Raw genomic sequence first — 25,984 nt, 5'->3', positions numbered from 1 at the left:
TAGCCTTCGTCTTCTAACTTTCACCCTTTACTATTTCATCAGGCTGATAGCTGTCATACCCCCGTCTGAAAGGATTTCCGTGCCCACAATAAAGGAAGAGTCGTCAGAAGCAAGGAGAACCGCTGCTTTACCCATATCAGAGGGCAGCCCCATCCGGCCTATAGGTATGAGGTCTTTCCAAACTTGTTTAACCTGTTCTACCTGATCCTGCGGTACTATTTTACCGAATACCGGTGTATCAATAGACCCGGGCGACAGTGTGTTCACCCTGATCTTCCTTTCTAACAGATCAAGCGATAATCCTTTAGCCAATGATATGACCGCAGCTTTAGCGGCCCCATATATCGTCATTCCCGGTGCGGCACGGTGCGCAGCACTCGATCCAATAAGAATAATAGAGGCTCCATCGTTCAGATAGGGAAGCGCTTTCTGAACGGTGAAGTAGGCGCTTTTTAAATTCAGGTCCATATACCGGTCATAATTTTCTTCCGTAACACCAGCAATGGCAGCCATGGGAATACCATCCACGATGCCGCCCGCATTAACGACCAACGTATCGATCCTGCCAAACCTGTCAAAGGTGTCTTTGAAGATCCGTTCCAGGTCTTCCATCTTCGTTACGTCGCCGTTAATGCCTGTAAAGGCTGTTCCGAGCTCCTGAACGGACCGGTCCAGCGTTTCCTGGTTTCTTCCGGTGATCGTACCGATCGCACCCTCGTTTCGGAAGGCTTCTGCGATACCGAATCCAATACCGCTATTACCCCCCGTTATTAGGGCTACTTTGTTTTTTAACTTACTCATGTTTCTGTGCTTTACAAATCTTGTATATATCTTAAATTCCGTAAATACCGCCTGAAACGGATATCTTCTCTCCCGTGATCCAGGCTGCATCATCCGAAGCAAGAAATACCGCCACTTTCGCAATATCTTCTGGCTGACCAGTGCGGCCAAGCGGGGTATTGGCAACCAGTTTTGTTTCTGCATCGCTGCCGATAAAACCTGCACTATGCGAGCCCTCGGTTTCTACAACGCCTGGCAGGATAGAATTGATCCGAATATTTTTTCCGCTGAATTCCTTCGACAAGGAAATGGTAATGGCATCTAATGCCGCTTTAGTGGCAGAGTATACCGAGCCCGTCGGGAGAGGCGTTTTACCTGCCTCTGAACTGATATTAATGATAGTTCCGCCCTGATCACCAAACAGTGCTAAAGCCGCCTGGATGGCAAGTAAAGATCCCAAAACATTGATGTTGAATTGTTGGTGGAAAGATGCTTCCGTCACTTGCTCTACCGGCGCGTACTGGTAGATGCCCGCATTATTTACCAGGATATCCAGCGTACCGAAAGCATGCTTCGTTTCTTCGAACAGCCTGGTTACATCAGCTCCTTTCGACACATCACCCTGTACCGAAATAGCGGTGCCGCCGTTATCCGTTATGGCTTTCACCACTTTGTCTGCGCCTTCTTTGCTCGATGCGTAATTTACCACAACTTTTGCCCCTTCTGCCGCAAAATACCTGGCAATCGATGCGCCTATTCCTTTTGATGCCCCTGTTACTATGGCCACCTTGTTTTTTAGCTTACTCATTCTGTATATATTGAATTATTGAGCTGCAAAGGTAGACCAGGTAAATATATTTTAGTTACTTTGTGTCAAAAAGTAACAGTAACCCCGAAGTAACGAAGTAACCTATGGAGTGTGAAAAAGAATTTCAAATGGATCGCAAAAAAGAGATGATGGCTGTTCACGATGCAATGGACGTGCTGAACGGGAAATGGAAGATCTATATCATCTCTTCTATCTGTCATTATAACAAGAGAAGATTTTCTGATATTCTGAATGATGTGACCGGTATTTCGAACAAAATGCTGAGCAAGGAATTAAAGGAGCTGGAACTAAACAAGTTGGTAAAACGAACCGTTTTAGACACGCAACCTGTAACTGTTCAGTACGAGCTTACCAAACACGGCAAAACGTTACAGACCATCATTAACAATCTGACGGATTGGGGAATAGCGCACCGAAAGGAAATTACCGGGAAAAATTAGGACAGAAGGGGATCAGTCCGGGAAGTTGCGCATCAAGTAGAAATTCATATTGCTTGCAGCTTCTCCTTCAGCAAGTTAAAATCCAATGGCTTAGTAAGAAAATCATTGGCGCCATGCGAAATCGCATACTGCCGGTTATCGTCGTCGCCATAGGCGGTGATCATCATAATCAGGGGCGGCGGTACCGGGAATTTCTGTCGGATCCGGTCCAGCAGTTCGAGGCCGCTCATGCCGGGCATGTTGATATCCGACAAGATCAATACCATGCCGGAAGCATGATGGTCGAGGAATTTCAGGGCTTCCTCCCCTGAAAGCGCGAAAGAGAGGTCAATTTTATGCTCCCGGATCTCTCTCCGGAAACGTTGTAAAAAGAGCGGCTGTACGTCCGCTTCATCGTCGACAACTAGGATTTTTATCATATTTTATTAAATATAAATGGTTCGTCATTTTAATGGTAACTTGATAATGAATGTAGTTCCCGGTTCCGGGCCATCGGCCGGGGAAAGTACCTCCATTTTTCCGTTGTGGGCAGCTACAATGTCGTAACTCAGCGACAGGCCGAGTCCCGTTCCTTGGCCGGTAGGTTTGGTGGTGAAGAACGGCTGGAAGATTTTATGCCTGACCTGTTCCGGAATGCCGGGACCGTTGTCTGTGACCCGTATCTCAATCGCATCGGTCGTCCCGGATGTAACTACTGTCACCCTGGGCTTGAAATCCCTGTTCTCCCTCCCGGCCCGCTCCTGCACCGCTTGAAACGCGTTGTTGAACACGTTGAGGAGTACGCGGCCGATATCCTGCGGCACTACGTCAGCTTCCGGCAATGCCGGGTCGAAGTCGGTCACCAATTCCGTGTTGAATGATTGATCCTTCGACCTGAGGCCATGATAGCTTAGCAGAAGGTATTCATCCGTTAAAGCATTCATATCTGTCGCCTCTTTTTGACCGGAACTTGCCCGCGAATGCTGTAACATGCCTTTGACGATGTTATCGGCCCGTTTCCCGTGATGGGCGATCTTTTCCAGGTTCGTTCCGATGTCATCGGCGATCTCCGACACTATGTTCCATTCCGCCTTCTCTATTTCCTCTTTCAGCTCATCCACCAGTTCCCTGCTTACCTCCGAAAAATTATTCACGAAGTTCAGCGGGTTCTGTATCTCGTGGGCGATGCCGGCCGTCAGCTCACCGAGCGAAGCCATTTTCTCCGCCTGTATCAGCTGGTTTTGCGTGGCTTGCAGGTGCCCGAGCGAATAATTGAGTTGAGCGGTGCGTTCGGCGACTAGTTTTTCCAATGTTTCGTTTTGAGTGGCCAGTAACTGTTGTTTCTCCTGTTCCTGCCGAAGGCTTTGCGCCGAGAGCGATTCTACCTGGACCAGCTTTTCCTGGAGCAACTGGCTGTCGAGGGCGAATTCGCGCGCCAGGTACATGGAGATGCCCAACCCGGGCGCCAGGAAGGTGAGGAAGAGCAGGGTCATCTGGATAATGGAGGCACTGGAACCGGCTGCCTGCGACATAACGCCGAAGGCGGCCACTGCCGCCAGGATACATAATGCGAACCCGACCGCGATGATGCCTGCTCCGCGTTTCTTTTGTTTAAGCGCCTTGCCGGTGATCCATAGCTGAGTGACGGCGGGGCCTACCGTGCCGAGTATAAACCCCCATATACTGAGCCTCCCGGGAAGGAAAAGCCCCATGATAAGGCCGGTAAAGACAATAGTCCATAGGAGGATCACGATCATTTTATTTATCCGGAAATTAAACAGCACATACAGGGCGTAAACGATCCAGACGCCGCCGATCAACGTGAAGGAATTAGCCACTGTATATACCAGTATAGCCAGGGCGGCGTCCTGTACGTCGGCTATTAATTTTACCGCCAGGAAACCGACCATCATGAACATGGCATAAACGGCGAAAAACAAGTTGGCCCGTTGCGCCCGGTTATAGCCGTAAAACGCGATGTGCAGCAGACTTAGCAGGAGAAATACAAAAAACAGGGAGCCATACAAAAACGTCCGGGTCGTCTGGTAGACCAGGTAATCGTGATACTTCAACGTTCCCGTTATCCGGGCAAAAAGCACCTCATAGGTATTCGGATACCAGAACGCACGCGGATGCATCGCGAAGCGGATAGCCAGCAGATGCTCTTGCCCGGGCAACAGGCGAATTCCGTCCGGCGGCATATTCAGGCCGGTAGCGTCGAGCGTCGCGGGGCCGGTATTGAGCTTGCCGTGCCGTTGCAGCAAGCGGCCGTCCAGGTAGATCTCCGAGGCGCCGCAATGCTCAACAGTGAGCAACAGGGTTTGTGCAGCCAGCGTATCGCTGACCCTGAAGTGTAAGCGGAGCCAGCCGATCTTCAGGTTTTTGAGCCGGGGATAAGCAGATAAATAGTTGGTGGGGCGAATGGTATCCCAGGTCGCATCGTTAAAGCGGGGTAGGCGAAAAGCGGGGTTATCTGCGGAGCTGAACCGCCAGCCGGTATCGAGGGTGATGCCGTCTTTGGGCATGGCCCGGTAATCAATAACCTGCGCCCGGGACTGGGAGAAAGCCGCTGCAGCGAGGAGAAAGCTCCAAAAGCAGCGCAGTGAATTCTTTTTCATCCTGCTTTAGGTTAATTGGAATAAGGTTACTTGTTTGGTAAAGAGAGCGGCTGTGTGCGACCCGTTATCGGCAACAGTATCTTTCATACGGTTTGATTATTTCGGTTGCTTGAATTTACGGGTAACCGGACGATAAACGTCGTTCGGCGGTCCGGGTCTTCCCCGCCATCCGAAGCGAGAGCGCGCATTTCCATTTTCCCATGGTGAGCGGCCACTATATCGTAACTCAGGGATAAGCCGAGCCCGGTCCCCTCGCCGGTAGGCTTGGTAGTGAAAAACGGCTGGAAGATCTTCTGCCTGATCGGCTCAGGAATGCCCGGGCCGTTGTCGGAGATCTGTATTTCGATCTCATCGGCGCTGCCGCAGGTAACTACGGTTACTTTTGGTTTGAAATCAGCGCCTTCCTTTCTGCCCCGTTCCTGTACCGCCTGGAATGCGTTGTTCAGCAGGTTCAGCAGCACGCGGCCGATATCCTGCGGTACGATCCCGGCTTTGGGCAGCGCCTTATCGAAGTCCGTTACCAGTTCGGCGTTGAAACTCTTGTCCTTAGCGCGGATACCGTGGTATGCCAGCCGCAAATACTCATCGGTCAGCTTATTGATGTCGGTAAATTCTTTCTCGCCCGTAGAAGCGCGGCTGTGCTCCAGCATGCCTTTAACGATACCATCGGCCCGCTTGCCGTGGTGGACGATCTTTTCCAGGTTTGTTCCGATATCATCGGCTATTTCCGCCACCGTCTCCCATTCTCCATTTCTTATTTCTTCCTTTAGCTCCCCCACCAGCTCGTGGCTCACTTCGGAGAAGTTGTTTACGAAGTTGAGCGGGTTCTGTATCTCATGGGCGATACCGGCGGTAAGCTCACCCAGCGACGCCATCTTTTCGGATTGGATGAGCTGGGCCTGTGTGGATTTCAGCTTTTCGAGGGAGCGGTTCAGTTCCGCCGTACGCAAGTTCACGTTTTCTTCCAGTTCCCGGTTTCTCCTGCGAACGGAACGCGAGCGATGCTCGATGAACGCCCAAGTGGCGGCAATAAACAGGATCGTATACCCGCAATAAGCCCACCAGGTTCGCCACCAGGGAGGGGAGATTACCAGGGTGATGCTGGCATCGCCGGGGCTCCAAACACCATCTGCGTTCGCTGCCTTTACACGGAACACATACGTCCCGGGCGAAAGACTGGTATATACCGCCGATCGTTGCCCGCCTGCAGGGATCCACGAACGGTCGTACCCATCGAGCCGGTAAGCGTACTGGTTGAGCCGGGGATTCTTGAAATGCAGGGCCGTATAATGAAAGGTTAACCGGTTCTCATCGTATCTGAAGGCCAGCTGCTTGTTTCCGTAAGCCACGAGAGTCGACTCCCGGGTCGCTGTGCCTTTGGAAGACCCGGCATAGTAAGAAACCGACTCGAGCACTACCTGCGGCGGGACACGGTTCACCCGTAACTTGCCGGGGTTAAAGGTAATAAACCCGCTTGCGCTGCTGATCGCCATGCGCCCGTCGGGCAGGGATTCGGCAACATCGTGTGTGAGCACGTTTTCCGGCAACCCGTGGTCGCTGGTCACCGGACGGAATGTGAACGACTGCGGGTCCAGGCAGCACAGGCCGCGGTTTGTGGCGATCCACAATAAGCCCTTCGGGTCTTCGCGGATGTGGAGCACGCCGTTCGATAAAAGCCCGTCTTTTTCGGTGAACAGGCGCGATGTTCCTTTCGCCCGGTCGAACAGGTGCAGACCGTATAGCGCCGATCCCACCCAAAACCGCCCTTTAGAATCCTCGAGCATGGACGAAATTTTTTCCATTCCCCGGAAGTTATATGGCGTAAAACGACCCGACTTCTCGTCGAGCCTGCTCAGGCCCTGGTTATAACAACCGACCCAAAGCGTGCCCCGCCGGTCTTTATACAGGGAATAAACATGCTCGTCGTTCAGCATACTGGTGCCGGTTTCCTGCAGGACAGCGGTGGGGTACCGGATAAAGTGATCGCGGGCACGGTCGTACCGTACCAGGCCGTCGTTCGTAGTTCCTATCCAAACCTCGTTCTTCGGGTCGATGTAAACGAGAGACAGCCCGTGGTACGGGACGCTCCACGGATCACCGGGAGCGTTCCGGTAAATGCGGGGCCGGCCCCTGTAGGGCCTGAAGGCGATGATAACGTCTCCGTTCGAATTCGCTGATCCCCAGACCCATCCGTTTTTATCCATTGCAAGACTATAAAACACCAGGGGCTGAAGTTGTTCCTGCCCGGAAGGGCGATAGGCTGTGAACTGGTCGGCCTTTGTATTCCAGGTATACAGGCCGGTCGCCGTGGCAACGAGACAGCTGCTGTCCGAAACCTGAAGAATATCATAAACCCGGCCCCATGGCTTCTCCGAAGGCGCGCTTTTTTCATATAGTCTGAATGCCTGCGATCCTTCCTTTAACCGGTAAAGACCTCCCCGCCCCTCCAGCCAGAAACCGCCGTTCCGGTCAACAAGGGCGGTGCCTCCAAAGGTCGTTATCCTGTCTACGGCCTTCCCATCAGCCCGGGCATCGCTCAGCTGTCTGAGTTTCCCGGTAACTGGATCCAGTGTGTAAAGCCCCGTGTTTCCGGAGATCCATATCATACCACTTTTGTCGGCGGTAATACTGCTGATACTTGTTGTACCGTCCTTTGCGCCTGCGGGCAGGGGATAAGAAATGAACTTGTCATGTTGCTCGTCGAAATAGAACAGGCCGGCGCTTCCGCCCATCCATAGCCGGCCGTTCCTGTCCTCCAGGAAGCTGCAGGCGCTGTTGGAACGTGCTTCCGGACCTGGCAGCCGGTATGAGCGGTAGCGCCTGTTCCCGGTATCGAAGCGGTTAAGTATCAGGGGTCCTGAGCGGTAGGAGAGCCAAAGTACCTGTTTCCTGGAAGGTTGCTGGTAGATGACCGGGTTATAAGGCATACCCGACGTATCAGGTGAACCTATCGGGTACTGGAGGAATCTATTTGCCGACCGGTCGTACATATAAAGCCCTGACAAGCCCTGGAACCATAACGCATGCGATGGGTCATAATAGGTATTGATCGGGTAGCCGATACTATTCGTACCGAATGAGAAGTTTCGTATCCGGCCGGAACCGGTGTCGTACAGGCTCATGTATCCGCGTTCACGATCGTGATCATAGGTGTGGATCCACAGCCGCTTTTGACCGGCATCGGTGATATGATGAATGTCGTCCGTCGGCAGTCCGCCTGGTTTGCCCCGACGGCGGGTGACGGCTTGTACGAACTCGTCGCGTTCCGGTACGTACCGGAAAAGACCGTCATGCCAGGTGCCCGCCCAGATCGTTCCGGCATTATCCTCCAGCATGGCGAGCGTCATATCCGAACGAAGCGGCTGGCCGGAAGCGGTTTTAAACAGGTACTTTTTTAGGATGTACCCGTCGTAGCGAGCAACGCCGCCGTCGGTGCAGATCCAGATATAACCGCGTTTGTCCTGGAATGCCCCGGCGATTGCGTCGGTGGGCAAGCCCTGTTCTACCGTAAGAGGTTCAAAGCGCGGTTCCTGCGCATGCACGGTTGCCGCCATGAAGGCCGTTAAAAGGGAGAGGATTACAAACCGCCCGGTATTCATAGATCGATGAGGGGGAGTAAGACGATAAACTATCCATTTCATACAGGTAACGTTAGGGTGAACCCGGTGTAGTTATTTTCCCCGGCAACCACGCTGAACCCGCCGTTATGCCCGTTTACGATGATGTCATAACTAATAGAAAGCCCGGGGCCAGTATCCTGCCCGGTTGGCCTGGTGGTAAAGAACGGCTGAAAGATCTTTCCCAGCAGCTCGGTAGTGCATAAAGGATTCCTGGCCATACATCAGTCGCGAGCGGGGCAGTGGGTTACGAGATTATAGCCTAAAAATAAAATTCGATAGGAGAGATGTTCCCCTGAATTGGCCGATGCCTGCTTTGAGGTTACAGTTGGACGCGGCAAATTGATATCCGGAAATCAGGGAATTATTTTTTTGCCATTTCTCAGCTTCGCGACGGGGATCCGGCTCCATATAAAAGATAAGCGCCTATCCGTTCAGCGGCTTCCCGGGTTGCATCTTTTTTCAAACTTAATTGGCCTTCACGTTGTTATCTCTTCAACATTTACTAAAATTTAAAACATGGCAACAAGAGGAACAAAAGTGGAAAGAAACTCAGTATCTGAACAACCCCACGAGTTAGCATACGAAGCGAAAAAAGAAAGCACGACGCCGGAGAAAGTCCAGGCAGCTAAAAAGGCCGCTGGTTCCGGTAAACGAAGTGCGGTAGAAAAAAAGCTCGAAAATAAAAAATAGCCAAAGCCCCGCAAGGGGCTTCGGTGTATTTGGATCCGGCGATAATTGTTTCACCAACAAGATTTGATCTAGACGGTTTACCAGGTTATTTCTATATACTGGTTTCCGGGCACCGTGAATTCTATTTGCCGGTCCGCGCGGTGAACGCCTGTTACCTCACCCGATGCGCTCCCGCCGGCGTCGACCTTGAAATGCGGCATCTTTTTATCGTCCTGCACCACGATCACCATCCTGCAGGATAAACGCCTGTCGCCGCCCGTAGTGAAGGTTGCCTTACGGCCCTTGCTGCGGAACCCCGAAACCGGGTAATCGCAATAGATGAGCACCTGTTGATCTTTAACCTGGTGGTAATGCCTCGGAACGATACCGAATGCGACGCCGGCGCCATACACCTCCTGGCCGACCTGTCCCGATTTTTCCCATCCATCATAGATGTCTTCCAGCGCGATCCAGAGATTCTTGTCTACTTCTCCCATTTTCACTTCTTCCGAAAGCATTTCGGCCGGCAAGTTCGGCGGGTAATAGAACATAGCCCGCTGCACAAGAAAACGAATGAACTCCGCAAGGAGGAGCTTTACCGATGGCCTGAGGTCCACGGTTTGCGCCTGGATCAAATAATCGTGCAATGCAGCGAAGATTTCCTGTTCTTCATAGGCGGCGGTATAGGGAGCGTCGTTAAGCGGGAAGACGCCGAAGAACGTATTATAATGTTTTGCGTAACCGTAATTGCATTCCCATAGCTGTACGTTCTTCATGATCCCCGCAATGCAGAGATAGCTCAGGTCGAGATATTTCTCGTTCCCGGTTTCCAGGTATAGCTGTAACAAAGCCTTGGCCGAAAAGGCCGTATTATTCCCCTGGTAAAAGAGGTCGAAACCTTTTTCTTCAAGGGTCTTTGCGGCTTTTTCCGCTTCTTTCAGGTATTTCTTTTCTTTAGTAAGCTGCCATGCATGAAGGAGCACCAGCGCATACAATCCTGCCACGTCTTTTTCGCCGCCTTTTTCGGGAGATGTTTCGGCTTTAATCACTTCAAGCGTCTCCATATTGTAGAACACCGGCCACCGGTAATTAAAATGATGAGCGACTTTAATAGTAAATGGCAGCGATTTCAGGAAAAGATCTTTTGCGACGTCATCCCCGTGAAGCGCCATCCGGCATAGGTTTAGCATCGGGTGGTGCAGGTACCAGGCGTCCATTACTTTGGGTTTTAGCTGCTCCTCTTCCTGGCTGAGGTCGCCCTCCATAGATGGCAAGAAACGCGTCACGGTTTTCAGCTTTTGGTCGTAAAAGGTGGGCATACCCTTCCGGATGGTATTAATTACCGGCATATCTTCGCCGGACCACATCTTATAGTCTACCAACGGAAGAAGTACCGCCATTTGCACCATCAGCTCCGGTGGCGTCGAGTAATCACACACGTAAGCGTTCAGGTAGTCCTGTCCTTTACGATGGAGCCAGCACGCCGGACTGTCAAGGTCTTTGAGCCCTTTTTGCAGTATGCCGGGCCAGTCATGCATTTGCGTATCCGGTTTAGGAAGATGTAAATACACTGCCGCCAGCATGTCCAGGAATTGTTTCGCAAGGCCGGCGTTTTTTACAGGGAGTTCCGGGCTGAGGGCCAGGATGGCATCTGACAGGATCAGCTCTTTACCTTTGGGTATCGATTTCTCTATTGAGGACGGCAAAGCAAACCCGATCTCCGGCCATTTACCTCCAACCGTTCCGCCGGCCGAGGTCCCGGTAAGCTGGCAATACTCGTTAAGCGCTGTCAGGTTCTGGAAATAGAGCAGGCTGCCGGAAGCAGGCTCATCTAAACTGAGGTATTGGAGACCCGAGCGCGCGCCGGTTTGTGTGATTTGGATCCGGCCTTTACTGGTGTTCCTGGCGCCCTTATTATCTGTAATCACAAGGTCGCGCGGTGAGAAGGGAATGTAAAGGCCTTCCAATGTTTTCATAGAAGTGGTATACCTAACCATTGGGAACTCCCCACCCGGAAAACTAATTGTGGTTTCGAAAAAGCCCGTCGCAAATTTCAGCCTGACCCGAAACCCTTCGGTCGTTTTCTCCCGCAAAGTGATCTTAAACGATCCGGTAGGCGTATAGGCTGCGCGAACGATAGCAAGCATACCGCCCGGGCATTCAATTCTCAGCCATAGCGTATTGGTAATGCAGTAAACCTTAATTTTATAACTTCCCAATAGGTGAGTATACAGCTCACGAGCAGTATTGGCGTCAAAGATCTCTTCTACAGATGCCGCCCAGGGAGATAAGTCGTTCATAGCAGCGCTTGTTAGCAGATACATAAAACGGCCTTGCCGGCTAAATGTTTAAATCCCGGCCAGGTTAAGTACATACCCCCCGACCAGCCGGATTTATACGTGTCGGGAAAGCGCTACGCTAAAATTGCCCGTGTACCATTAAGAATACAGCCCCGGATAACCGCTTAACTATTCCCGGGCGGAATGTTTAAGAAACAAAGGCTGGCATGTAATTGGTTATACTCAGGTTACCCAAACAAAAACCTATGCAAACCGATAAAACTGTGACAGGGAGAGACGGCGGGAATCTAAGTCCCTGGCAGGATCAACCAAATGTTTCACTACCGGATAATACGCCAACCAACAACCTTGTATACGATTGCCTGATAGTGGGTGGCGGCATAACAGGCCTTACCGCTGCCCTGCTATTGCAAAAAGCCGGGAAGCAGACCGTATTGGCAGATGCCCGGGGCGTAGGTTTTGGCACCACCGGCGGTACCAGCGCGCACATCAACACATTCGCAGATACAACGTTTAACGAAGTTGAAAGTGCATTTGGTAAAGAAGGCGCACAGCTTTTCGCTGATGCTATTGCTGAGGGAATGACAATGATCAAGCGTCATGTGGACGACCTGGAGATCGATTGCGATTATGAAAGCAAGCCTGGCTACGTGTACGCCGAAAGTGACGAGGAAGTAAAACAGCTCGACGATATTTATGAGGGCGCGGGTAAAGTCGGGGTTGCGGTACAATATGCCAGTGAAGTGCCAACCCCCGTGCCCTACAAAAAGGCGTTACTATTCGACGGTCAGGCACAATTTCATCCTTTAAAATACCTCCAGGCGCTGAAGCACGCCTACCTCGATGCGGGCGGGCGGTTATTGGAGAATACCAGGATCGAACAGACCGGATATGAGGACGGGATTCACCTTGCAGGCGGTGTCCGCGCCAAAAATATGATCTATGCCACCCACATGCCTCCCAATATTAATGTTTTTAATTTCGAGTGCGCACCTTACCGGAGTTATGTGCTGGCAGTGAAACTGAAAAGCGGTAAATACCCGGATGCACTGATTTACGATACCCAGGAACCTTATCATTACGTGCGGAGCCACATCGTCAACGGGGAGGAGCTCTTATTGGTGGGCGGTCTCGATCATAAAACTGGTCACGAAGACCCGGAAAAGTCATTTGCCGACCTTGAAAAATATACCCGGAAATATTATAACATATCCTCGGTCAAATACCGCTGGTCCAGCCAGTATTATGTGCCGGTAGACGGATTACCGTACATCGGGCAAATGCCGTTTGCAGAAAAAGGAATTTATTGTGCTACAGGTTATAATGGCAACGGCATGATGCTGGGCAGTGTCGCCGCCGGCATTCTCGCCGACCTGGTATCGGGCAGGGAAAACAAGTATGCCGGTCTTTTTAATGCGTCGCGTATTAAACCTATGGCGGGTTTCACCGAATTCGTGAAAGAAAACGCGGATGTAGTGCGTCGCTTTGTCGCTGATCGTTTCAGTTTCCGGGAAACCGATTCGCTGAAGCGTTTAAAACCAGGCACCGGCAAGTTGGTTGAAGTAGACGGGGAGAAGGTCGCGGCATACCGGGATGAAGACGGCGTAGTTCATGCCCTTAATCCTACCTGCACTCATGCCGGATGTATCGTTAACTGGAACGGCGCAGAAAAAAGCTGGGATTGCCCTTGTCACGGCGCCCGTTATGATATTGATGGCAAGGTGTTAACCGGACCGGCTACCAGGGACCTGGCTGCAATAACACAATCATAAACAGGATCGGTTTTAAAGAGGCTGAAATGAACTATACGGGATATGATCCCGACCAGGTTATATAATCCCTTTCAAAATATGGGCGAACTAACCGGGTTTTAAGCCCAAAATGCGTAACTTTCCCGTTTTACTTTTCCCGCTCTCTTATGAAATACGCATTAACAGCGCTTTTTTGCTGGTTGTTCACTTCCCCGGTCTTCGCGCAAACGGCCGCAGAACCGATCTCTATTATCCCTCAGCCTGTAAAGGTGGTGCAGCTTCCCGGAAGCTTCGTGCTCCAGGAAAATACGGTAATCGTAGCGGGTTCACAACCGGCGGTACTATCCGTTGCGTCATTTTTGCAGCAGCGGTTGGTAAAAGCCACCGGTTACCCGGTTAAAGTAGGTGCTCATGGCCCCGCGTCAGTTATTAACCTGGTATTGAATTCACAGGCTGATGCCCTGATCGGGCCTGAGGGCTATTATCTTTCGGTAACACCAAAGGGGGCGACCATCACCGCCAACGAACCGGCCGGGTTGTTTTATGGAGCGCAAACACTGCTTCAGCTATTTCCCGAAGAGATTGAAAGTGACCTGGTTAAAAGCCATGTGAAATGGCAGGCACCTGCCGTAACCATTACCGACTACCCGCGTTTCCCCTGGCGGGGATTGATGCTCGATGTTGCCCGTCACTTTTTTACCAAAGATGAAGTGAAAGCGTATATCGACCGCATGGCCCGTTATAAATACAATGTATTTCATTGGCACCTTACCGACGATTCCGGCTGGCGCGTAGAAATAAAGAGCTTGCCGAACCTTACCCAAAAGGGCGCGTGGAACGTTCCCAAAGTAGGCAAGTTCGGAACGTTCTCCGCATCTATGCCCGATGAGCCCCGTACACAGGGCGGCTTTTACACGCAGGAAGACATCAAAGAAGTGGTGCGGTACGCCCAAGAGCGGTTTGTAAATGTGCTTCCCGAGATCGATGTCCCCGGCCACAGCATGGCGGCGGTGGCGTCGTATCCCGAGCTCTCCTGTACCGCGGATGCCGTAAATTACCAGGTATATTCTGGTGAAGCAGGTTTTATGAACTGGGTAGGAGGTGGAGTGATCCTCGCCAGTGTGGATAACACGCTTTGCCCGGCCAATGAAAATGTGTATAACTTCCTGGATAAAGTATTTGGTGAGTTATCCACATTATTCCCGTTTGAATATATTCATGTTGGTGGCGACGAATGTGCAAAAAACTTTTGGGCCAAGAGTGACAGCATAAAAGCCTTGATGCAGCGCGAGAACCTGAAAACCATGCAGGAAGTACAAAGCTACTTCGAAAAGCGGGTGGTGAAGATCGTGGAATCCAAGGGAAAGAAAGTGATCGGCTGGGACGAGATCCTCGAAGGAGGCCTGGCTCCCGGTGCGGCGGTAATGGCCTGGCGCGGGGATAAAGCAGCCATAGAAGCTACCAAAATGCAGCATGATGTGGTGATGAGCCCCACGGCCTATTCTTACCTCGATTATATGCAGGGGGACGCCATCGTTGAGCCGGTGATCTACGCCTCCCTTCGGCTCAACAAGGCTTACCAGTTTGACCCGGTACCCGCAGGCGCCGACGAAAAGTATATTAAAGGTGGGCAGGCAAACCTATGGACCGAGCAGGTATATAACTTCCGGCAGGTGCAATACATGATTTGGCCACGGGCTTTGGCCATCGCCGAATCCGTTTGGTCGCCAAAAAACAAGAAGAACTGGGGTAATTTCATATCGCGCGTAGAGCATCACTTTAACCGCTTCGACCAGGCGAACGTGAAATATTCGCGCAGTATGTATGACCCTATCTTTTCGGCAAAAAAGGAGGCGAACGGCCAGATCAGCATTCAGCTTGCTACGGAAATAGAGGGGCTGGAAATATATTATACGTTCGATAACACTTTTCCCGACAGGTTTTATCCCAAGTACACCGCCCCGTTAACGCCGCCAAAAGATGCCACTACGCTGAAAGTGATCACCTACCGCGACCAGGAGCCGGTGGGCCGGATGATCACCATGCCGGTGCGCGAAATGGAGACCCGCGCAGGCAAGCGGTAGACTTTAAAAAAAACTTTCACTGCATATGATAAATTTCTATCTTTGCAGGCTCAATTGTCGTGCTTTGAAATCGTTGCAGCAATATCGCATTCCGTTTACAGGTCTTAAGATTGGTAAACACCAATTCGGGTACGAATTGGATGAGCGCTTCTTTGCAGAGTTTGAATACTCCCTGGTGAAGAATGGTAAACTGACCGTTCTCCTGGAAATGGAGAAACAGGAAACCATGCTGATCTTATCTTTCACGATAAAAGGAATCATTTTCCTGAGCTGCGATGTGTGCCTGGCGGATTACCCTTACCCGGTAGAGATCGCTGAAAGGCAGATCGCTAAATTTGGCAGCAGCGAAGAGGATGACATGGACGAGATCATCATACTGGGAAGGAATGATCATGAGATCGATATTTCTACACTCCTGTACGAGTATGTGAACGTAGCGGTACCTTATATAAACCGCTGCGCAGACGAAGGAAATACCGAGTGGTGCGACAAGGAAATGATCAGCCGGCTGGAGAGCCTGGCACCGAAGGAAGAGTCTGACGAAACAACGGAAAATACAGCCGACCCAAGGTGGGAAGCGCTGAAGAAGATAAAAAATAACTAAAGAGTGAACAATGGCACACCCAAAACGAAAAATATCCAAATCCAGGAGAGATAAGAGAAGAACGCATGACAAGGCGAAGATGCCTTCGTTAACCACCTGCCAAACCACTGGTACTGTGCACCTTCCGCATCGTGCGTACGAGGTTGACGGTAACCTTTACTACAACGGAAAAATCCTTGTTGAGTCGGCTCCGGTTGCATAACGAAACTTCAGCGATAAAAAGCCCTTGTACGGGCTTTTTATATCTTATATCTTTATCCTGATGAAGATCGGCTTAGATATTATGGGCGGTGATTTCGCTCCCAAAGCAGCGGTTTTGGGCGCTATAGCTGCTTATAAAGCATTGTCAAAGGACCAGGCCATCGTCCTGATCGGCAACAGGGACCAGGCGTTACCTTTTTTTGCCGAACAGGATTTTAACCCCGACCTGTTTGAGTTCGTGCATACCACAGACGTGATCGGTATGGGCGAGCATCCCACCAAAGCCATCGTACAGAAGCCTAATTCAAGTATCAGCCTGGGCTTTAGGCTGCTGAAAGAAAAGAAGCTTGACTCGTTTTCTTCTGCTGGTAATACCGGTGCTATGCTGGTTGGCGCCATGTTCAGCATCAAAACCATTCCGGGGATTATCCGGCCGGCACTCGCTACCATCGTTCCCAAGCTTAAATCCGGTTACGGGTTGATGCTCGATGTTGGTGCCAACGCCGATTGCAAACCCGATAACCTCCTCCAGTTCGGCGCCCTGGGAAGCTTGTATGCAGAAAATATCCTGCATATTAAAAATCCCAAAGTGGGCCTTATGAACATCGGTGAAGAGGAAGAAAAAGGAAACCTGCTTTCGATGGCCACTCATTCTGTAATGAAGGACACACACCTTTACAATTTTATCGGGAATATCGAGGGCCGTGACCTGTTTAACAGCAAAGCCGATGTGGTCGTTTGCGACGGTTTTACAGGTAACGTAATGTTAAAACTGGCCGAAACTTTTTATATCCTGACGCTTAAAAAGGGCTTTAAGGACGAGTTCTTTGATCGCTTTAACTATGAGCAGTATGGTGGCAGCCCTATCCTGGGCGTGAATGCCCCGGTGATCATCGGGCACGGAATCTCAAATCCCGAAGCGATTAAAAATATGATCCTTTTATCCCGCAGTATGATCCTGTCAAAGCTGGTTGACAAGATCACGGCGGCTTTCAACTAATTCTAAAAGATCAGTATGCAAAAAATTTTCGCTGCCATCACAGCGGTTAATGGGTACGCACCTGAATACATTCTCACCAACCATGAACTGGAAGCCATGGTGGATACGAATGATGAATGGATCCTCAGCCGTACCGGGATCAGGGAAAGAAGGATACTAAAGGGAGAGGGGCTGGCAACTTCAGACATGGCTGTTCCAGCGGTAAATGGGTTGCTAAAAAAACGCGGCATAACTGCCGATGAGATCGACCTCATCATCTTCTGCACTTCTACGCCAGATATGCCTTTTCCGGCGACAGCGAACATCCTTGCACACAAGATTGGCGCCACCAAGGCCTGGGGATACGACCTGCAGGCCGCTTGCTCGGGTTTCCTGTTCGGGCTAACTACCGGCGCCCAGTTCATCGAATCGGGTAAGCACAAAAAAGTGCTGATAGTGGGCGGCGATAAAATGTCGTCTATCATTAACTACGAAGACCGTACCACCTGTATCATCTTTGGCGATGGTTGCGGAGCAGCCTTGCTCGAGCCTTCCGAAGAACCTTACGGCGTGATGGATTCGATCCTGAAAAGCGACGGCTCAGGTGCACAATACCTTAACATGAAGGCGGGCGGCTCTCTTAAGCCGGCCTCGCACGAAACCATAGATGCCCACGAGCATTTCGCCTACCAGGAGGGACAAACGGTTTTTAAATTTGCGGTGACCAATATGGCCGATGTGGCTGCGGAGATCATGCAGCGTAACAACCTTACTTCAGACGATATCGCGTGGCTGGTACCTCACCAGGCCAATAAACGTATTATCGATGCCACGGCCAACCGCACCGGCGTTACCTCTGATAAAGTGATGATCAATATCGAACGTTACGGAAATACCACCAATGGCACTATCCCGCTTTGTTTGTGGGAATGGGAAAGCCGCCTGAAAAAGGGTGATAACCTGATACTTGCGGCATTTGGCGGCGGTTTTACCTGGGGCTCCGTATACCTCAAATGGGCGTATTAAGCGCGGCACGCACACATACAAAAAAAGTAAAAACCTTATACACTGTTTTGAGATTATATTTTCGACTTTTGAACTCTTCAAAACATAATCAAACCGGAAAAAATGGATATTAAACAAATTCAGGAGCTTATCAAGTTTGTTTCCAAATCGGGCGTAAACGAAGTTGCGATTGAGCAGGAGAACTTTAAGATTACTATAAAGACGAACCAGGCTCCAACGTACGTACAGGCAACTGTTCCGCAGGCACCTGCTTACCACGCCCCGGCTCCGGCAACAGCCCCCGCTTCGCCGGCCGCTGCTGCGCCTGCCGCCACGGCGGAAGAGCCTACTAACCTGGTAACACTGAAATCTCCCATGATCGGTACTTTTTACCGCTCTTCGGGGCCGGATAAGCCGCTCTTCGTGAACGTGGGCGATGAGGTCAAAGCCGGTGATGTGGTTTGCATCATCGAGGCCATGAAACTTTTCAACGAGATCGAAGCTGAGTTTTCTGGCCGCGTGGTAAAAGTCCTGGTCGACAACGCCAGCCCGGTTGAATACGATCAACCCCTGTTCCTGATCGAGCCTATATAATCAGCAATCACTCCGGTGCGCGGCACCGTGTTCGACCATTGCATCCCTACAAAGCATCGAAACATGTTCAAAAAAATATTAATTGCAAACCGTGGAGAAATCGCTTTGCGTATCATTCGCACCTGCAAAGAGATGGGCATTAAAACCGTAGCTGTTTATTCTACAGCCGACCGTGATAGCCTCCATGTGCGGTTCGCCGACGAAGCAGTATGTATCGGTCCTCCCGCCAGCAAAGACTCGTACCTGAGCATCCCGAATATCATTTCGGCGGCGGAAGTAACCAATGCCGACGCGATTCACCCAGGGTATGGATTTCTTTCAGAAAATGCCAAGTTCTCGGCAATCTGCCGCGATTACGGGATCAAGTTCATCGGCGCGACGCCGGAACAGATCAACGGAATGGGCGATAAAGCTTCCGCCAAGGAAACCATGAAACAGGCAGGCGTACCTACTATCCCCGGCTCCGACGGTTTGCTCGGCGACGTTAAAGAAGGTATCGTCATCGCTAATCAGATCGGCTACCCCATTATCCTGAAAGCGACAGCCGGTGGCGGCGGACGCGGAATGCGCATCGTCTGGAAAGATTCGGAGTTTGAAAATGCCTGGGATTCTGCCCGACAGGAAGCCGGTGCCGCTTTCGGCAACGATGGCATTTACCTGGAGAAATACGTAGAAGATCCCCGGCACATCGAAATCCAGGTGGTGGGCGACCAATACGGCAAAGTTTCGCACCTTTCGGAACGCGATTGTTCCATACAGCGCAGGCACCAGAAACTGGTAGAGGAATCACCGTCACCGTTCATGACTCCCGCGCTGCGCGAGAAAATGGGCGAGGCTGCTATTAAAGGCGCGCAGGCCGTTAATTACGAAGGTGCGGGAACCATAGAGTTTCTTGTAGATAAACACCGTAATTTCTATTTCATGGAGATGAACACCCGTATCCAGGTGGAGCACCCCGTAACGGAGGAAGTGATCAACTTCGACCTGATCAAAGAACAGATCAAAGTTGCGGCCGGTATTCCCATCTCCGGGAAGAACTATACTCCCGAGATGCATGCCATCGAGTGCCGCATTAACGCCGAGGACCCGTTTAATGGCTTTCGCCCGTCTCCGGGAAAGATCACCAACTTCCACTCACCCGGCGGCCATGGCGTTCGCGTAGATACGCACGTGTATTCGGGCTACCAGATCCCGCCGAACTATGATTCGATGATAGCCAAGCTGATCTGCGTGGCGCAAACCCGCGAAGAAGCATTGTCGACCATGGAACGCGCACTCAGCGAGTTCGTGATCGAAGGGGTTAAAACCACGATCCCCTTTCACCTCAGGCTGCTAAAAGACCCGAATTTCCGGGCGGGTAACTTCACCACCAAGTTTATGGAGACCTTTGACCTGGAGGAAGAATAAGTGCCAGGCCATCCGTAATCAAAAAAATACCGTAAATACCATTCTTACATCTTACAGAATGGTATTTTTGTTTCCGCACTATGAGTAAAAAGCGTTCAGAAGACCTGATCCAGGCCATAAAAGAAAAGGGAAAGAATATTGAAGCAGAAATGTCCTTCTTCGATCACCTAGATGTGCTCAGGGGACATTTAATCCGTTCGGCAATTGCTATTTGTATTTTCGCCACGCTTGCCTGGTGTTATTACGATTTCATCTACAACGAGGTGATCCTGGGGCCCAAGCACACTGGCTTCTGGACCTACCGGATGATGTGCCTGCTCAGCAAGAATTTCCCGTCGCTTTTTTCGGATTTTTGTGTTACCAAGATCAATTTCGAGCTGATCAATACCGAAATGGCGGGGCAGTTTACGCTGCAGATGAACTCCTCGCTGATGATCGGTGTGATCTTCGGCATTCCTTACCTGCTGTTCGAGCTCTGGCGTTTTATTAAGCCGGGCCTGAATGAAACAGAACAGAAATCTACCACCGGTTTTGTTTTTTTTGCGAGCGCCCTGTTCTTGCTGGGAATTCTTTTCGGTTATTACATCATCACGCCGATGTCGATCAATTTCCTTGCCGGCTTCGTGGTGAGCAGCGACATTAAGAACATGATCGAGATCGACTCATACATGTCGTCTGTCGCCACGCTCACCATCGGCACTGGTATCGTTTTCGAGCTGCCGGTAGTGATCTTCGTACTTTCCAAAATGGGCCTGATGACACCGAAGTTCATGCGTTCGTCGCGCAGGTACGCGATCGTGATCATCCTCATTATTGCGGCCGTGGTTACGCCAACCCCGGATATCCTGACCATGATGGTGGTAAGCTTCCCGCTGTTCATTTTATATGAATTCAGCATCACCATTTCTGGGATGGTGGAGCGAAGCAAGAAAAAAGCGGAATTAGAATTTTATAAAAGATAACGTGAGCACACTATCTGTAGCGATCGGCGCCGACCATGCCGGCTTCGATTATAAGGAGTTTATTATCAGCTTGCTGGACGACTGCGAGTTGAAAGATTTTGGCACATATAGTGCAGATTCCGTTGATTACCCGGATTTCGCCCACCCGGTAGCATCGGCCGTGGAAAGCGGCGGTTTCACTTTCGGGATCCTGGTATGCGGCAGCGCCAACGGTGTGGCCATCACCGCCAACAAGCACCAGGGCATTCGTGCGGCCATCTGCTGGACCGAGGAGCTCGCTTCACTGGCACGCCAGCATAACGATGCGAACGTGCTTTGTATCCCTGCCCGGTTTATTTCGAAAGAGTTGACCCAGCACATCGTTAGGAAATTCCTGGATACCGCTTTTGAAGGCGGAAGGCATGCCGGCAGGGTGGGCAAGATATCCTGTTAAATTGCCGGACAAATAATGACTTATTAGCAAAATAAACATATGAGAAAACAATTACTCTTCACATTATCGCTGGGCTTCGCAACGCAGTTGTTTGCACAGGATAAATTCGCACAGAAGTACGCAGGCCTTATCACTGCCGAAGAAGCGAAAAAACACCTGAGCATCCTGGCATCTGATGAATACGAAGGACGGGAAACCGGGAAGGCAGGCGCTGAGAAAGCCGCCCAGTATATTAAAAAGCACTTCCAGTCGCTCGGATTAAAAGGCCCGGTAAAAGGCGACTATTTCCAGAACCTGGAACTGACCGAGAAATTGATCACCAACAGGAGCATTGCAGTAAATGATAAATCCCTGGAATCAAAAGATTTTACCATTGCCAACTATGTGGGTACGAAGTCTACCTTCACTAATTTCGTTTTCGTAGGCTATGGTATCCAGTCGCCTAAATACGATGATCTTACAGGCGTCGACCTGGCGGGAAAAGTAGTGGTGGTGCTATCCGGCGAGCCGATGGTGAACGGTGTTTCGCTGGTAAGCGGTACCGCTACACCTTCTGAATGGACAGCCGGACGTACTCCCAAAAAGCTGACGGTTTTAAGAGAGAAGAACCCGGCGCTGATCGTTACCGTTTCTGCCGGCGCACAAAACGCAGGGGGCTTCCAGGGTCGTGCCGGGGGTGCCGCACGTCCGCAGCTCATTATGGGTAAAGAAAAAACGCAGATCAATTCCATCACGCTATCCGCCGATGCGGTAAACCAGCTGATGGCCTCTGCCGGCAGGAAAGTGGAAGATCTCCAGAAAGGTATCCAGGAAAGCGGAAAATCGTCGCCGGTAACATTTACGTCGTCGCTAACGGTCGACGTACAAGCCACTTACACACCGGTACTGGCAAGAGAAGTACTTGGCTTTATGGAAGGATCTGATCCTAAGCTTAAACATGAAGTACTCGTTTTTTCGGCACATTACGACCATATCGGTTTAACCACCAATAATCCTAACGATAAAGTGAACAACGGCGCAGATGATGACGGTTCCGGCACTACCGGTATCCTCGAGATCGCTACAGCCTTCGCAAAAGCGAAAAAGGAAAAACACGGCCCGCGCCGCAGCATCCTGTTCCTCGGCAACGTAGGCGAAGAAAAGGGGCTGCTGGGCTCTGAGTGGTATACCGATCACCCGGTTTTCCCGTTAGAGAACACTGTCGCCGACCTGAACATCGACATGATCGGCCGCATCGGCGAAGAATATATCGGAAAGCCGGATTCTGCCAACTATGTATACGTGATCGGCTCGGCCATGCTGAGCACCACCCTGCGTGAAGTAAGCGAGAAGGCCAATGCTACTTACCTGAATATGGTGGCCGATTATAAATACGACGACCTGAACGACAAGAACCGCTACTATTACCGCTCCGATCATTATAACTTTGCGAAACATAATGTTCCGATCATTTTTTACTTCAACGGAGTGCACGCAGACTACCATCGTCCCGGCGACGAGGTAAGCAAGATTAATTTCCCGTTACTGGCCAAACGCGCACAACTGGCGTTTTACACCGGCTGGGACCTTGCCAACCGCGACAAGCGCCCCGTGGTGGACGTGAAGACCGTGATCCCGCCGAGGTAATCCCGCATAGTTAACGTAAAAAAGCCTGAAGCGACGAACGTTACTTCAGGCTTTTTGTTGTTGGGTTATCAGTTATCAGTGATCAGTGATCAGCGATCAGCGATCAGCGATCAGTTATGGCTTAACTTTACTGCTGCGCGTAAACCACTCCCTTCTTCACTATTTTCTTCCCGGTGGATTTTACCACCGTTTCAGGTGATCTGTTCCAGTCGGCATCGCGTTGGCGGGAGAACTTGGTAACCACCTCGTGGCTCTTTGCGTCGCTGAGCGTGGCCTGAACATAGATATTGTAGGTTTTCGAGTTTACAACAGGTACTACAGAACTGTTATTTTTGTTGCTTAGGATCTTATCCAGCACATTGCCGGCTACATCCATGCCGAACGCGGCGCTTTCTGACATGATCCGGTTCTTCTTAATACGGACTTTTAACACGAGGTCGGCACCTATCAGTTTGCCAAGGCTATCGGGATTCATGCTCCACGACTCGCGAACGCCGATGCCGTTTGCTTTTAACCGGCTGTTCACCTGGTCGACGTTGATCAGCTCAACCGATTTGCGGCTCCCGCCTTTTGCAGAATGATAAAGGTACTGGCTGTAGATGGTGTTCTGGATGGTTACGCCTTCTGTTTCTTCTTCGGCGACCTTTTTGTCAAGCGAGTACCCTTTTGGCAGCCGGCCGGTGAATTCAACCTCTACGGGCAGGATGGCGATTTTTTTCCCGGTAAGATCGTTCGACTTAACATATGATTTGTTGTTGTAAACCTGTGAGGAGCAAGCCTGCAAAAATGCCGCAGCTGCAACGATCGTGTAAATGATTAGCTTATTCATGAGTTCTTTATTTATATGGAGCAGACGAAGATTTTTCCACACAGGTTACAAGCGGCTGTAAATATCCTACCTTCGTAATAATGAAATTCGCAGACAATTTCCAGTCGGAGTCTGAGGCCAAAGCCTTTGATGCTGATCACCGGCGCATCATTAACTTCAATATCGGCAGGTACGACACATCTGTGCAGCGCGGCCTTTCACGGCTGGCTAACCTGGAAAACTCGAAGCGCAAAGCGCACGTGATCAAGTGGAAAGTGATGGAGAACCTGGATAAGCTCCTGCCTGAGTTCGAATCCAATTTCCAGCGCCGCGGGGGGAAAGTGATCTGGGCAAATGATGCGGAAGAGGCGCGCAGAGAGATCCTCCAGATCCTCCGGGAGGCCGGCGCCAAGACGGTGATCAAAGGTAAATCGATGACCACCGAGGAGATCCACCTGAACGGGTTCCTGCAGGAGAACGGGGTGGAAGCCCTCGAAAGCGACCTCGGCGAATACATCGTACAGCTGCTTGGCCAGAAGCCCTACCACATTGTGACCCCGGCCATGCACCTCAGCAAAGAGGATATCGCCAAACTGTTCCACGAGAAGTTCGGCACGCCGCCCGATGCAACCCCCGAACAGCTTACCCTGAAAGCACGGGAGCTGCTGCGCGAAAAATATATTACGGCTGATGTCGGTATTACCGGCGCGAATTTTCTCCTGGCCGATACCGGGAGCATAGCCGTTACCGAGAACGAAGGCAACGCGAGGCTTACCACCACTTTCCCCAGGATTCACATCGCCATTGCCGGGATCGAAAAGATCATCCCTTCCATAGCCGACCTCGACCTGTACTGGCCCTTGCTCGCCACGCATGGCACCGGGCAGAACCTCACCGCTTATAATACCATTTTAAGCGGTCCCCGCCAGGAAACCGAAACCGATGGCCCCGAAAAGATGTTTGTGATCCTGCTCGACAACGGCCGCACGAACCTGCTTGCGCAAAAGGACCAGCGGCAAGGGCTGTATTGTATCCGCTGCGGCGCTTGTCTCAATGCATGCCCGGTGTACAAAAACATCGGCGGACACACGTATGAAACCACTTATAGCGGACCGATCGGATCGATCATTACCCCGCATCTACGCGGGATGGAGGATTTTAAGCACCTGAGCTACGCTTCTTCGCTCTGCGGGAAATGCTCGGAAGTTTGCCCGGCGAAGATCGATATCCACAAAATGTTGCTGCTCAACCGCCGCGATTCCGTGAAAGGCGGACTGGTTACCAACGCCGAATCCATGGGCTGGAAAAGCTGGAGAAAAGCCATGCTTAAACGAAGCCTGATGGACTTCTTTGGCGGAAAATGGAAAAACCGGGTCCTGAAGCTGTTCTTTAAGAAGACGTGGGGAAAACATCGTGAGCTGCCAAAGGTAGCCGGAAAGTCGTTCTCCCAGCAATTTAAGGAACGGGAAAACTAGCTACAGCCCTTCTTTGAATCCAAAGCTGTAACTGGACCGCCAGCTCTCGAAATCGGCTGTTTTATCGGTGGTGGCGGGCCGTAAGTAGATCATCCTGATCACCCATTTACCGGATCGGTTCAATTTGAAATAGATCTTTCCTTCAATGTCAGACGTGTAATTGGCTTCGAACACGCTGCCATTCAGCCCTTTCGTTTGTACGCCGACCCGTGCCTTGCTCAACGGTTTCCCCTGGAAAAGTACCTGCGCGATCATGTCGTCGCCGTATTTCATTTTGTAAGGATTCTGCAGCAACAGGATCTCGAGCTCCTGGCCAAGTTTTTCGCCGTAGATCCCGCCGGAGGCCTTGTCTACCATTACCAGTGCTTTCATATAGCTGGTATATTTCTCCCGGAATTCGGGCTGTCCCATGGTTTCCGCCTTTTTATGCAGGTCAGAGAGCCCTTCCTGCTCCAGGTGTTCCAGGAATTCGGTTTTTTCAAAATCATATGCCTGCGGGCTTCGTTCCATGGCCAGCAATGCGAGTCCGCTATAAGCCATGGGGCGTAGCAGCACGGGTTTTGCACCTTCGGCAGCACCGGCTTTCAGGTCCGCTTTCTTACCATCTTCCAGGATGGTGAACTTGGTGACCTTTGCAGATTCGTACTTATCTTCTTTCGGGTTTTCGAGTTTGTTACTGATCAGCAGACCGACATTTAATGATTGCCCTTTCGACAGGAAAAACTCTCCCGGCAGGAGGATGTAATCTTGCGAGAAAGCAACAGGGGTAATCGCCAGCAGCATAATACAACACAGTATTCTTTTCATAACCTCAAACCTA

The 25,984-nt window shown here is 51.0% G+C and carries 23 protein-coding genes; 14 read left to right on the top strand and 9 right to left on the bottom strand.

The window, feature by feature from the left end:
- Positions 1-30: 30 nt before the first annotated feature.
- Both GS398_RS16900 and GS398_RS16895 read right to left on the bottom strand, forming a co-directional pair.
- Entirely contained in the window at positions 31-801 is a 771-nt protein-coding gene (locus tag GS398_RS16900; RefSeq protein WP_160907995.1) for an SDR family oxidoreductase, read from the bottom strand.
- Between the two features lie 31 nt (positions 802-832).
- Entirely contained in the window at positions 833-1,588 is a 756-nt protein-coding gene (locus tag GS398_RS16895) for an SDR family NAD(P)-dependent oxidoreductase (protein WP_160907994.1), read from the bottom strand.
- 128 nt (positions 1,589-1,716) lie between these two features.
- Here GS398_RS16895 and GS398_RS16890 point away from each other — a divergent pair, with 128 nt between their 5' ends.
- Positions 1,717-2,049, top strand: a complete 333-nt coding sequence (locus GS398_RS16890) for a winged helix-turn-helix transcriptional regulator (protein WP_237488235.1) — start codon at positions 1,717-1,719, stop codon at positions 2,047-2,049.
- A 44-nt stretch (positions 2,050-2,093) separates the two neighbouring features.
- On the opposite strand, the gene GS398_RS16885 is transcribed toward GS398_RS16890, so the two are convergent.
- The 4 genes from GS398_RS16885 to GS398_RS16870 form a co-directional block, all read right to left on the bottom strand.
- Positions 2,094-2,468 carry a response regulator gene (locus GS398_RS16885; protein ID WP_160907992.1) on the bottom strand — a complete coding sequence of 125 codons (375 nt, stop codon included), beginning with the start codon at positions 2,466-2,468 and terminating at the stop codon, positions 2,094-2,096.
- 24 nt (positions 2,469-2,492) lie between these two features.
- Positions 2,493-4,646 carry an ATP-binding protein gene (locus GS398_RS22535; protein ID WP_237488234.1) on the bottom strand — a complete coding sequence of 718 codons (2,154 nt, stop codon included), beginning with the start codon at positions 4,644-4,646 and terminating at the stop codon, positions 2,493-2,495.
- An 83-nt stretch (positions 4,647-4,729) separates the two neighbouring features.
- The gene (locus GS398_RS16875) at positions 4,730-8,287 is read right to left on the bottom strand and encodes a sensor histidine kinase (protein WP_160907991.1); all 3,558 of its coding nucleotides are present in this window, start codon (positions 8,285-8,287) and stop codon (positions 4,730-4,732) included.
- A complete protein-coding gene (locus GS398_RS16870) occupies positions 8,284-8,484 on the bottom strand; it encodes a hypothetical protein (RefSeq protein ID WP_202406112.1) in 201 nt (66 codons plus the stop codon). Before GS398_RS16870 ends, GS398_RS16875 begins: the two co-directional genes overlap by 4 nt.
- Positions 8,485-8,782: 298 nt before the next feature.
- Between GS398_RS16870 and GS398_RS16865 the strand changes: the two genes are divergently transcribed.
- Entirely contained in the window at positions 8,783-8,956 is a 174-nt protein-coding gene (locus GS398_RS16865) for a DUF3606 domain-containing protein (RefSeq protein ID WP_160907990.1), read from the top strand.
- A gap of 77 nt (positions 8,957-9,033) precedes the next feature.
- Here GS398_RS16865 and GS398_RS16860 read toward each other — a convergent pair whose 3' ends face one another.
- Positions 9,034-11,235: a glycoside hydrolase family protein gene (locus tag GS398_RS16860; protein ID WP_160907989.1), complete on the bottom strand. Its 2,202-nt coding sequence runs from the start codon at positions 11,233-11,235 to the stop codon at positions 9,034-9,036.
- Positions 11,236-11,480: 245 nt separating this feature from the next.
- On the opposite strand from GS398_RS16860, the gene GS398_RS16855 reads away from it, so the two are divergent.
- From GS398_RS16855 to GS398_RS16805, 11 genes are all read left to right on the top strand, one after another.
- Positions 11,481-13,007, top strand: coding sequence for an FAD-dependent oxidoreductase (locus GS398_RS16855; protein ID WP_160907988.1), 1,527 nt, complete (start codon positions 11,481-11,483; stop codon positions 13,005-13,007).
- A gap of 146 nt (positions 13,008-13,153) precedes the next feature.
- The gene (locus GS398_RS16850) at positions 13,154-15,070 is read left to right on the top strand and encodes a beta-N-acetylhexosaminidase (RefSeq protein WP_160907987.1); all 1,917 of its coding nucleotides are present in this window, start codon (positions 13,154-13,156) and stop codon (positions 15,068-15,070) included.
- 25 nt (positions 15,071-15,095) lie between these two features.
- The gene (locus GS398_RS16845; RefSeq protein WP_237488233.1) at positions 15,096-15,674 is read left to right on the top strand and encodes a YceD family protein; all 579 of its coding nucleotides are present in this window, start codon (positions 15,096-15,098) and stop codon (positions 15,672-15,674) included.
- A 10-nt stretch (positions 15,675-15,684) separates the two neighbouring features.
- On the top strand, positions 15,685-15,876 hold the full coding sequence (rpmF, locus tag GS398_RS16840; protein ID WP_160907986.1) for a 50S ribosomal protein L32: 192 nt from the start codon (positions 15,685-15,687) through the stop codon (positions 15,874-15,876).
- A 60-nt stretch (positions 15,877-15,936) separates the two neighbouring features.
- Complete coding sequence (gene plsX, locus GS398_RS16835) at positions 15,937-16,875, top strand: phosphate acyltransferase PlsX (RefSeq protein ID WP_160907985.1); 939 nt, start codon at positions 15,937-15,939, stop codon at positions 16,873-16,875.
- Between the two features lie 15 nt (positions 16,876-16,890).
- The gene (locus tag GS398_RS16830; protein ID WP_160907984.1) at positions 16,891-17,880 is read left to right on the top strand and encodes a beta-ketoacyl-ACP synthase III; all 990 of its coding nucleotides are present in this window, start codon (positions 16,891-16,893) and stop codon (positions 17,878-17,880) included.
- A 102-nt stretch (positions 17,881-17,982) separates the two neighbouring features.
- Positions 17,983-18,453, top strand: coding sequence for an acetyl-CoA carboxylase biotin carboxyl carrier protein (accB, locus tag GS398_RS16825; protein WP_160907983.1), 471 nt, complete (start codon positions 17,983-17,985; stop codon positions 18,451-18,453).
- Positions 18,454-18,516: 63 nt separating this feature from the next.
- Complete coding sequence (gene accC / locus GS398_RS16820) at positions 18,517-19,860, top strand: acetyl-CoA carboxylase biotin carboxylase subunit (protein WP_160907982.1); 1,344 nt, start codon at positions 18,517-18,519, stop codon at positions 19,858-19,860.
- A gap of 80 nt (positions 19,861-19,940) precedes the next feature.
- The gene (gene tatC, locus GS398_RS16815) at positions 19,941-20,822 is read left to right on the top strand and encodes a twin-arginine translocase subunit TatC (RefSeq protein ID WP_160907981.1); all 882 of its coding nucleotides are present in this window, start codon (positions 19,941-19,943) and stop codon (positions 20,820-20,822) included.
- A 1-nt stretch (position 20,823) separates the two neighbouring features.
- Positions 20,824-21,255, top strand: a complete 432-nt coding sequence (gene rpiB, locus GS398_RS16810; RefSeq protein WP_160907980.1) for a ribose 5-phosphate isomerase B — start codon at positions 20,824-20,826, stop codon at positions 21,253-21,255.
- A gap of 39 nt (positions 21,256-21,294) precedes the next feature.
- The gene (locus GS398_RS16805; RefSeq protein ID WP_160907979.1) at positions 21,295-22,881 is read left to right on the top strand and encodes a M28 family peptidase; all 1,587 of its coding nucleotides are present in this window, start codon (positions 21,295-21,297) and stop codon (positions 22,879-22,881) included.
- Positions 22,882-23,008: 127 nt separating this feature from the next.
- On the opposite strand, the gene GS398_RS16800 is transcribed toward GS398_RS16805, so the two are convergent.
- Entirely contained in the window at positions 23,009-23,710 is a 702-nt protein-coding gene (locus GS398_RS16800) for a hypothetical protein (RefSeq protein ID WP_160907978.1), read from the bottom strand.
- An 80-nt stretch (positions 23,711-23,790) separates the two neighbouring features.
- On the opposite strand from GS398_RS16800, the gene GS398_RS16795 reads away from it, so the two are divergent.
- Positions 23,791-25,164: a LutB/LldF family L-lactate oxidation iron-sulfur protein gene (locus GS398_RS16795; RefSeq protein ID WP_160907977.1), complete on the top strand. Its 1,374-nt coding sequence runs from the start codon at positions 23,791-23,793 to the stop codon at positions 25,162-25,164.
- On the opposite strand, the gene GS398_RS16790 is transcribed toward GS398_RS16795, so the two are convergent.
- Positions 25,165-25,971, bottom strand: a complete 807-nt coding sequence (locus GS398_RS16790; protein WP_160907976.1) for a DUF4198 domain-containing protein — start codon at positions 25,969-25,971, stop codon at positions 25,165-25,167.
- Positions 25,972-25,984 lie beyond the last annotated feature (13 nt).

Source organism: Hufsiella ginkgonis (assembly GCF_009834915.1).
Classification (GTDB): domain Bacteria; phylum Bacteroidota; class Bacteroidia; order Sphingobacteriales; family Sphingobacteriaceae; genus Hufsiella; species Hufsiella ginkgonis.
This window is presented reverse-complemented; position numbering and strand designations above follow the sequence as displayed.

Coding starts and splice junctions, on each gene's coding strand:
- GS398_RS16850 (WP_160907987.1), top strand. CDS start 13,154: ATGAAATACGCATTAACAGCGCTTTTTTGCTGGTTGTTCACTTCCCCG.
- GS398_RS16845 (WP_237488233.1), top strand. CDS start 15,096: ATGATAAATTTCTATCTTTGCAGGCTCAATTGTCGTGCTTTGAAATCG.
- rpmF (WP_160907986.1), top strand. CDS start 15,685: ATGGCACACCCAAAACGAAAAATATCCAAATCCAGGAGAGATAAGAGA.
- GS398_RS16890 (WP_237488235.1), top strand. CDS start 1,717: ATGGATCGCAAAAAAGAGATGATGGCTGTTCACGATGCAATGGACGTG.
- GS398_RS16865 (WP_160907990.1), top strand. CDS start 8,783: ATGGCAACAAGAGGAACAAAAGTGGAAAGAAACTCAGTATCTGAACAA.
- GS398_RS16885 (WP_160907992.1), bottom strand. CDS start 2,468: ATGATAAAAATCCTAGTTGTCGACGATGAAGCGGACGTACAGCCGCTC.
- GS398_RS16805 (WP_160907979.1), top strand. CDS start 21,295: ATGAGAAAACAATTACTCTTCACATTATCGCTGGGCTTCGCAACGCAG.
- accB (WP_160907983.1), top strand. CDS start 17,983: ATGGATATTAAACAAATTCAGGAGCTTATCAAGTTTGTTTCCAAATCG.
- GS398_RS16790 (WP_160907976.1), bottom strand. CDS start 25,971: ATGAAAAGAATACTGTGTTGTATTATGCTGCTGGCGATTACCCCTGTT.
- GS398_RS16855 (WP_160907988.1), top strand. CDS start 11,481: ATGCAAACCGATAAAACTGTGACAGGGAGAGACGGCGGGAATCTAAGT.
- GS398_RS22535 (WP_237488234.1), bottom strand. CDS start 4,646: ATGAAAAAGAATTCACTGCGCTGCTTTTGGAGCTTTCTCCTCGCTGCA.
- GS398_RS16830 (WP_160907984.1), top strand. CDS start 16,891: ATGCAAAAAATTTTCGCTGCCATCACAGCGGTTAATGGGTACGCACCT.
- GS398_RS16875 (WP_160907991.1), bottom strand. CDS start 8,287: ATGAAATGGATAGTTTATCGTCTTACTCCCCCTCATCGATCTATGAAT.
- GS398_RS16860 (WP_160907989.1), bottom strand. CDS start 11,235: ATGAACGACTTATCTCCCTGGGCGGCATCTGTAGAAGAGATCTTTGAC.
- GS398_RS16900 (WP_160907995.1), bottom strand. CDS start 801: ATGAGTAAGTTAAAAAACAAAGTAGCCCTAATAACGGGGGGTAATAGC.
- accC (WP_160907982.1), top strand. CDS start 18,517: ATGTTCAAAAAAATATTAATTGCAAACCGTGGAGAAATCGCTTTGCGT.
- plsX (WP_160907985.1), top strand. CDS start 15,937: ATGAAGATCGGCTTAGATATTATGGGCGGTGATTTCGCTCCCAAAGCA.
- GS398_RS16800 (WP_160907978.1), bottom strand. CDS start 23,710: ATGAATAAGCTAATCATTTACACGATCGTTGCAGCTGCGGCATTTTTG.
- GS398_RS16895 (WP_160907994.1), bottom strand. CDS start 1,588: ATGAGTAAGCTAAAAAACAAGGTGGCCATAGTAACAGGGGCATCAAAA.
- tatC (WP_160907981.1), top strand. CDS start 19,941: ATGAGTAAAAAGCGTTCAGAAGACCTGATCCAGGCCATAAAAGAAAAG.
- GS398_RS16870 (WP_202406112.1), bottom strand. CDS start 8,484: ATGGCCAGGAATCCTTTATGCACTACCGAGCTGCTGGGAAAGATCTTT.
- GS398_RS16795 (WP_160907977.1), top strand. CDS start 23,791: ATGAAATTCGCAGACAATTTCCAGTCGGAGTCTGAGGCCAAAGCCTTT.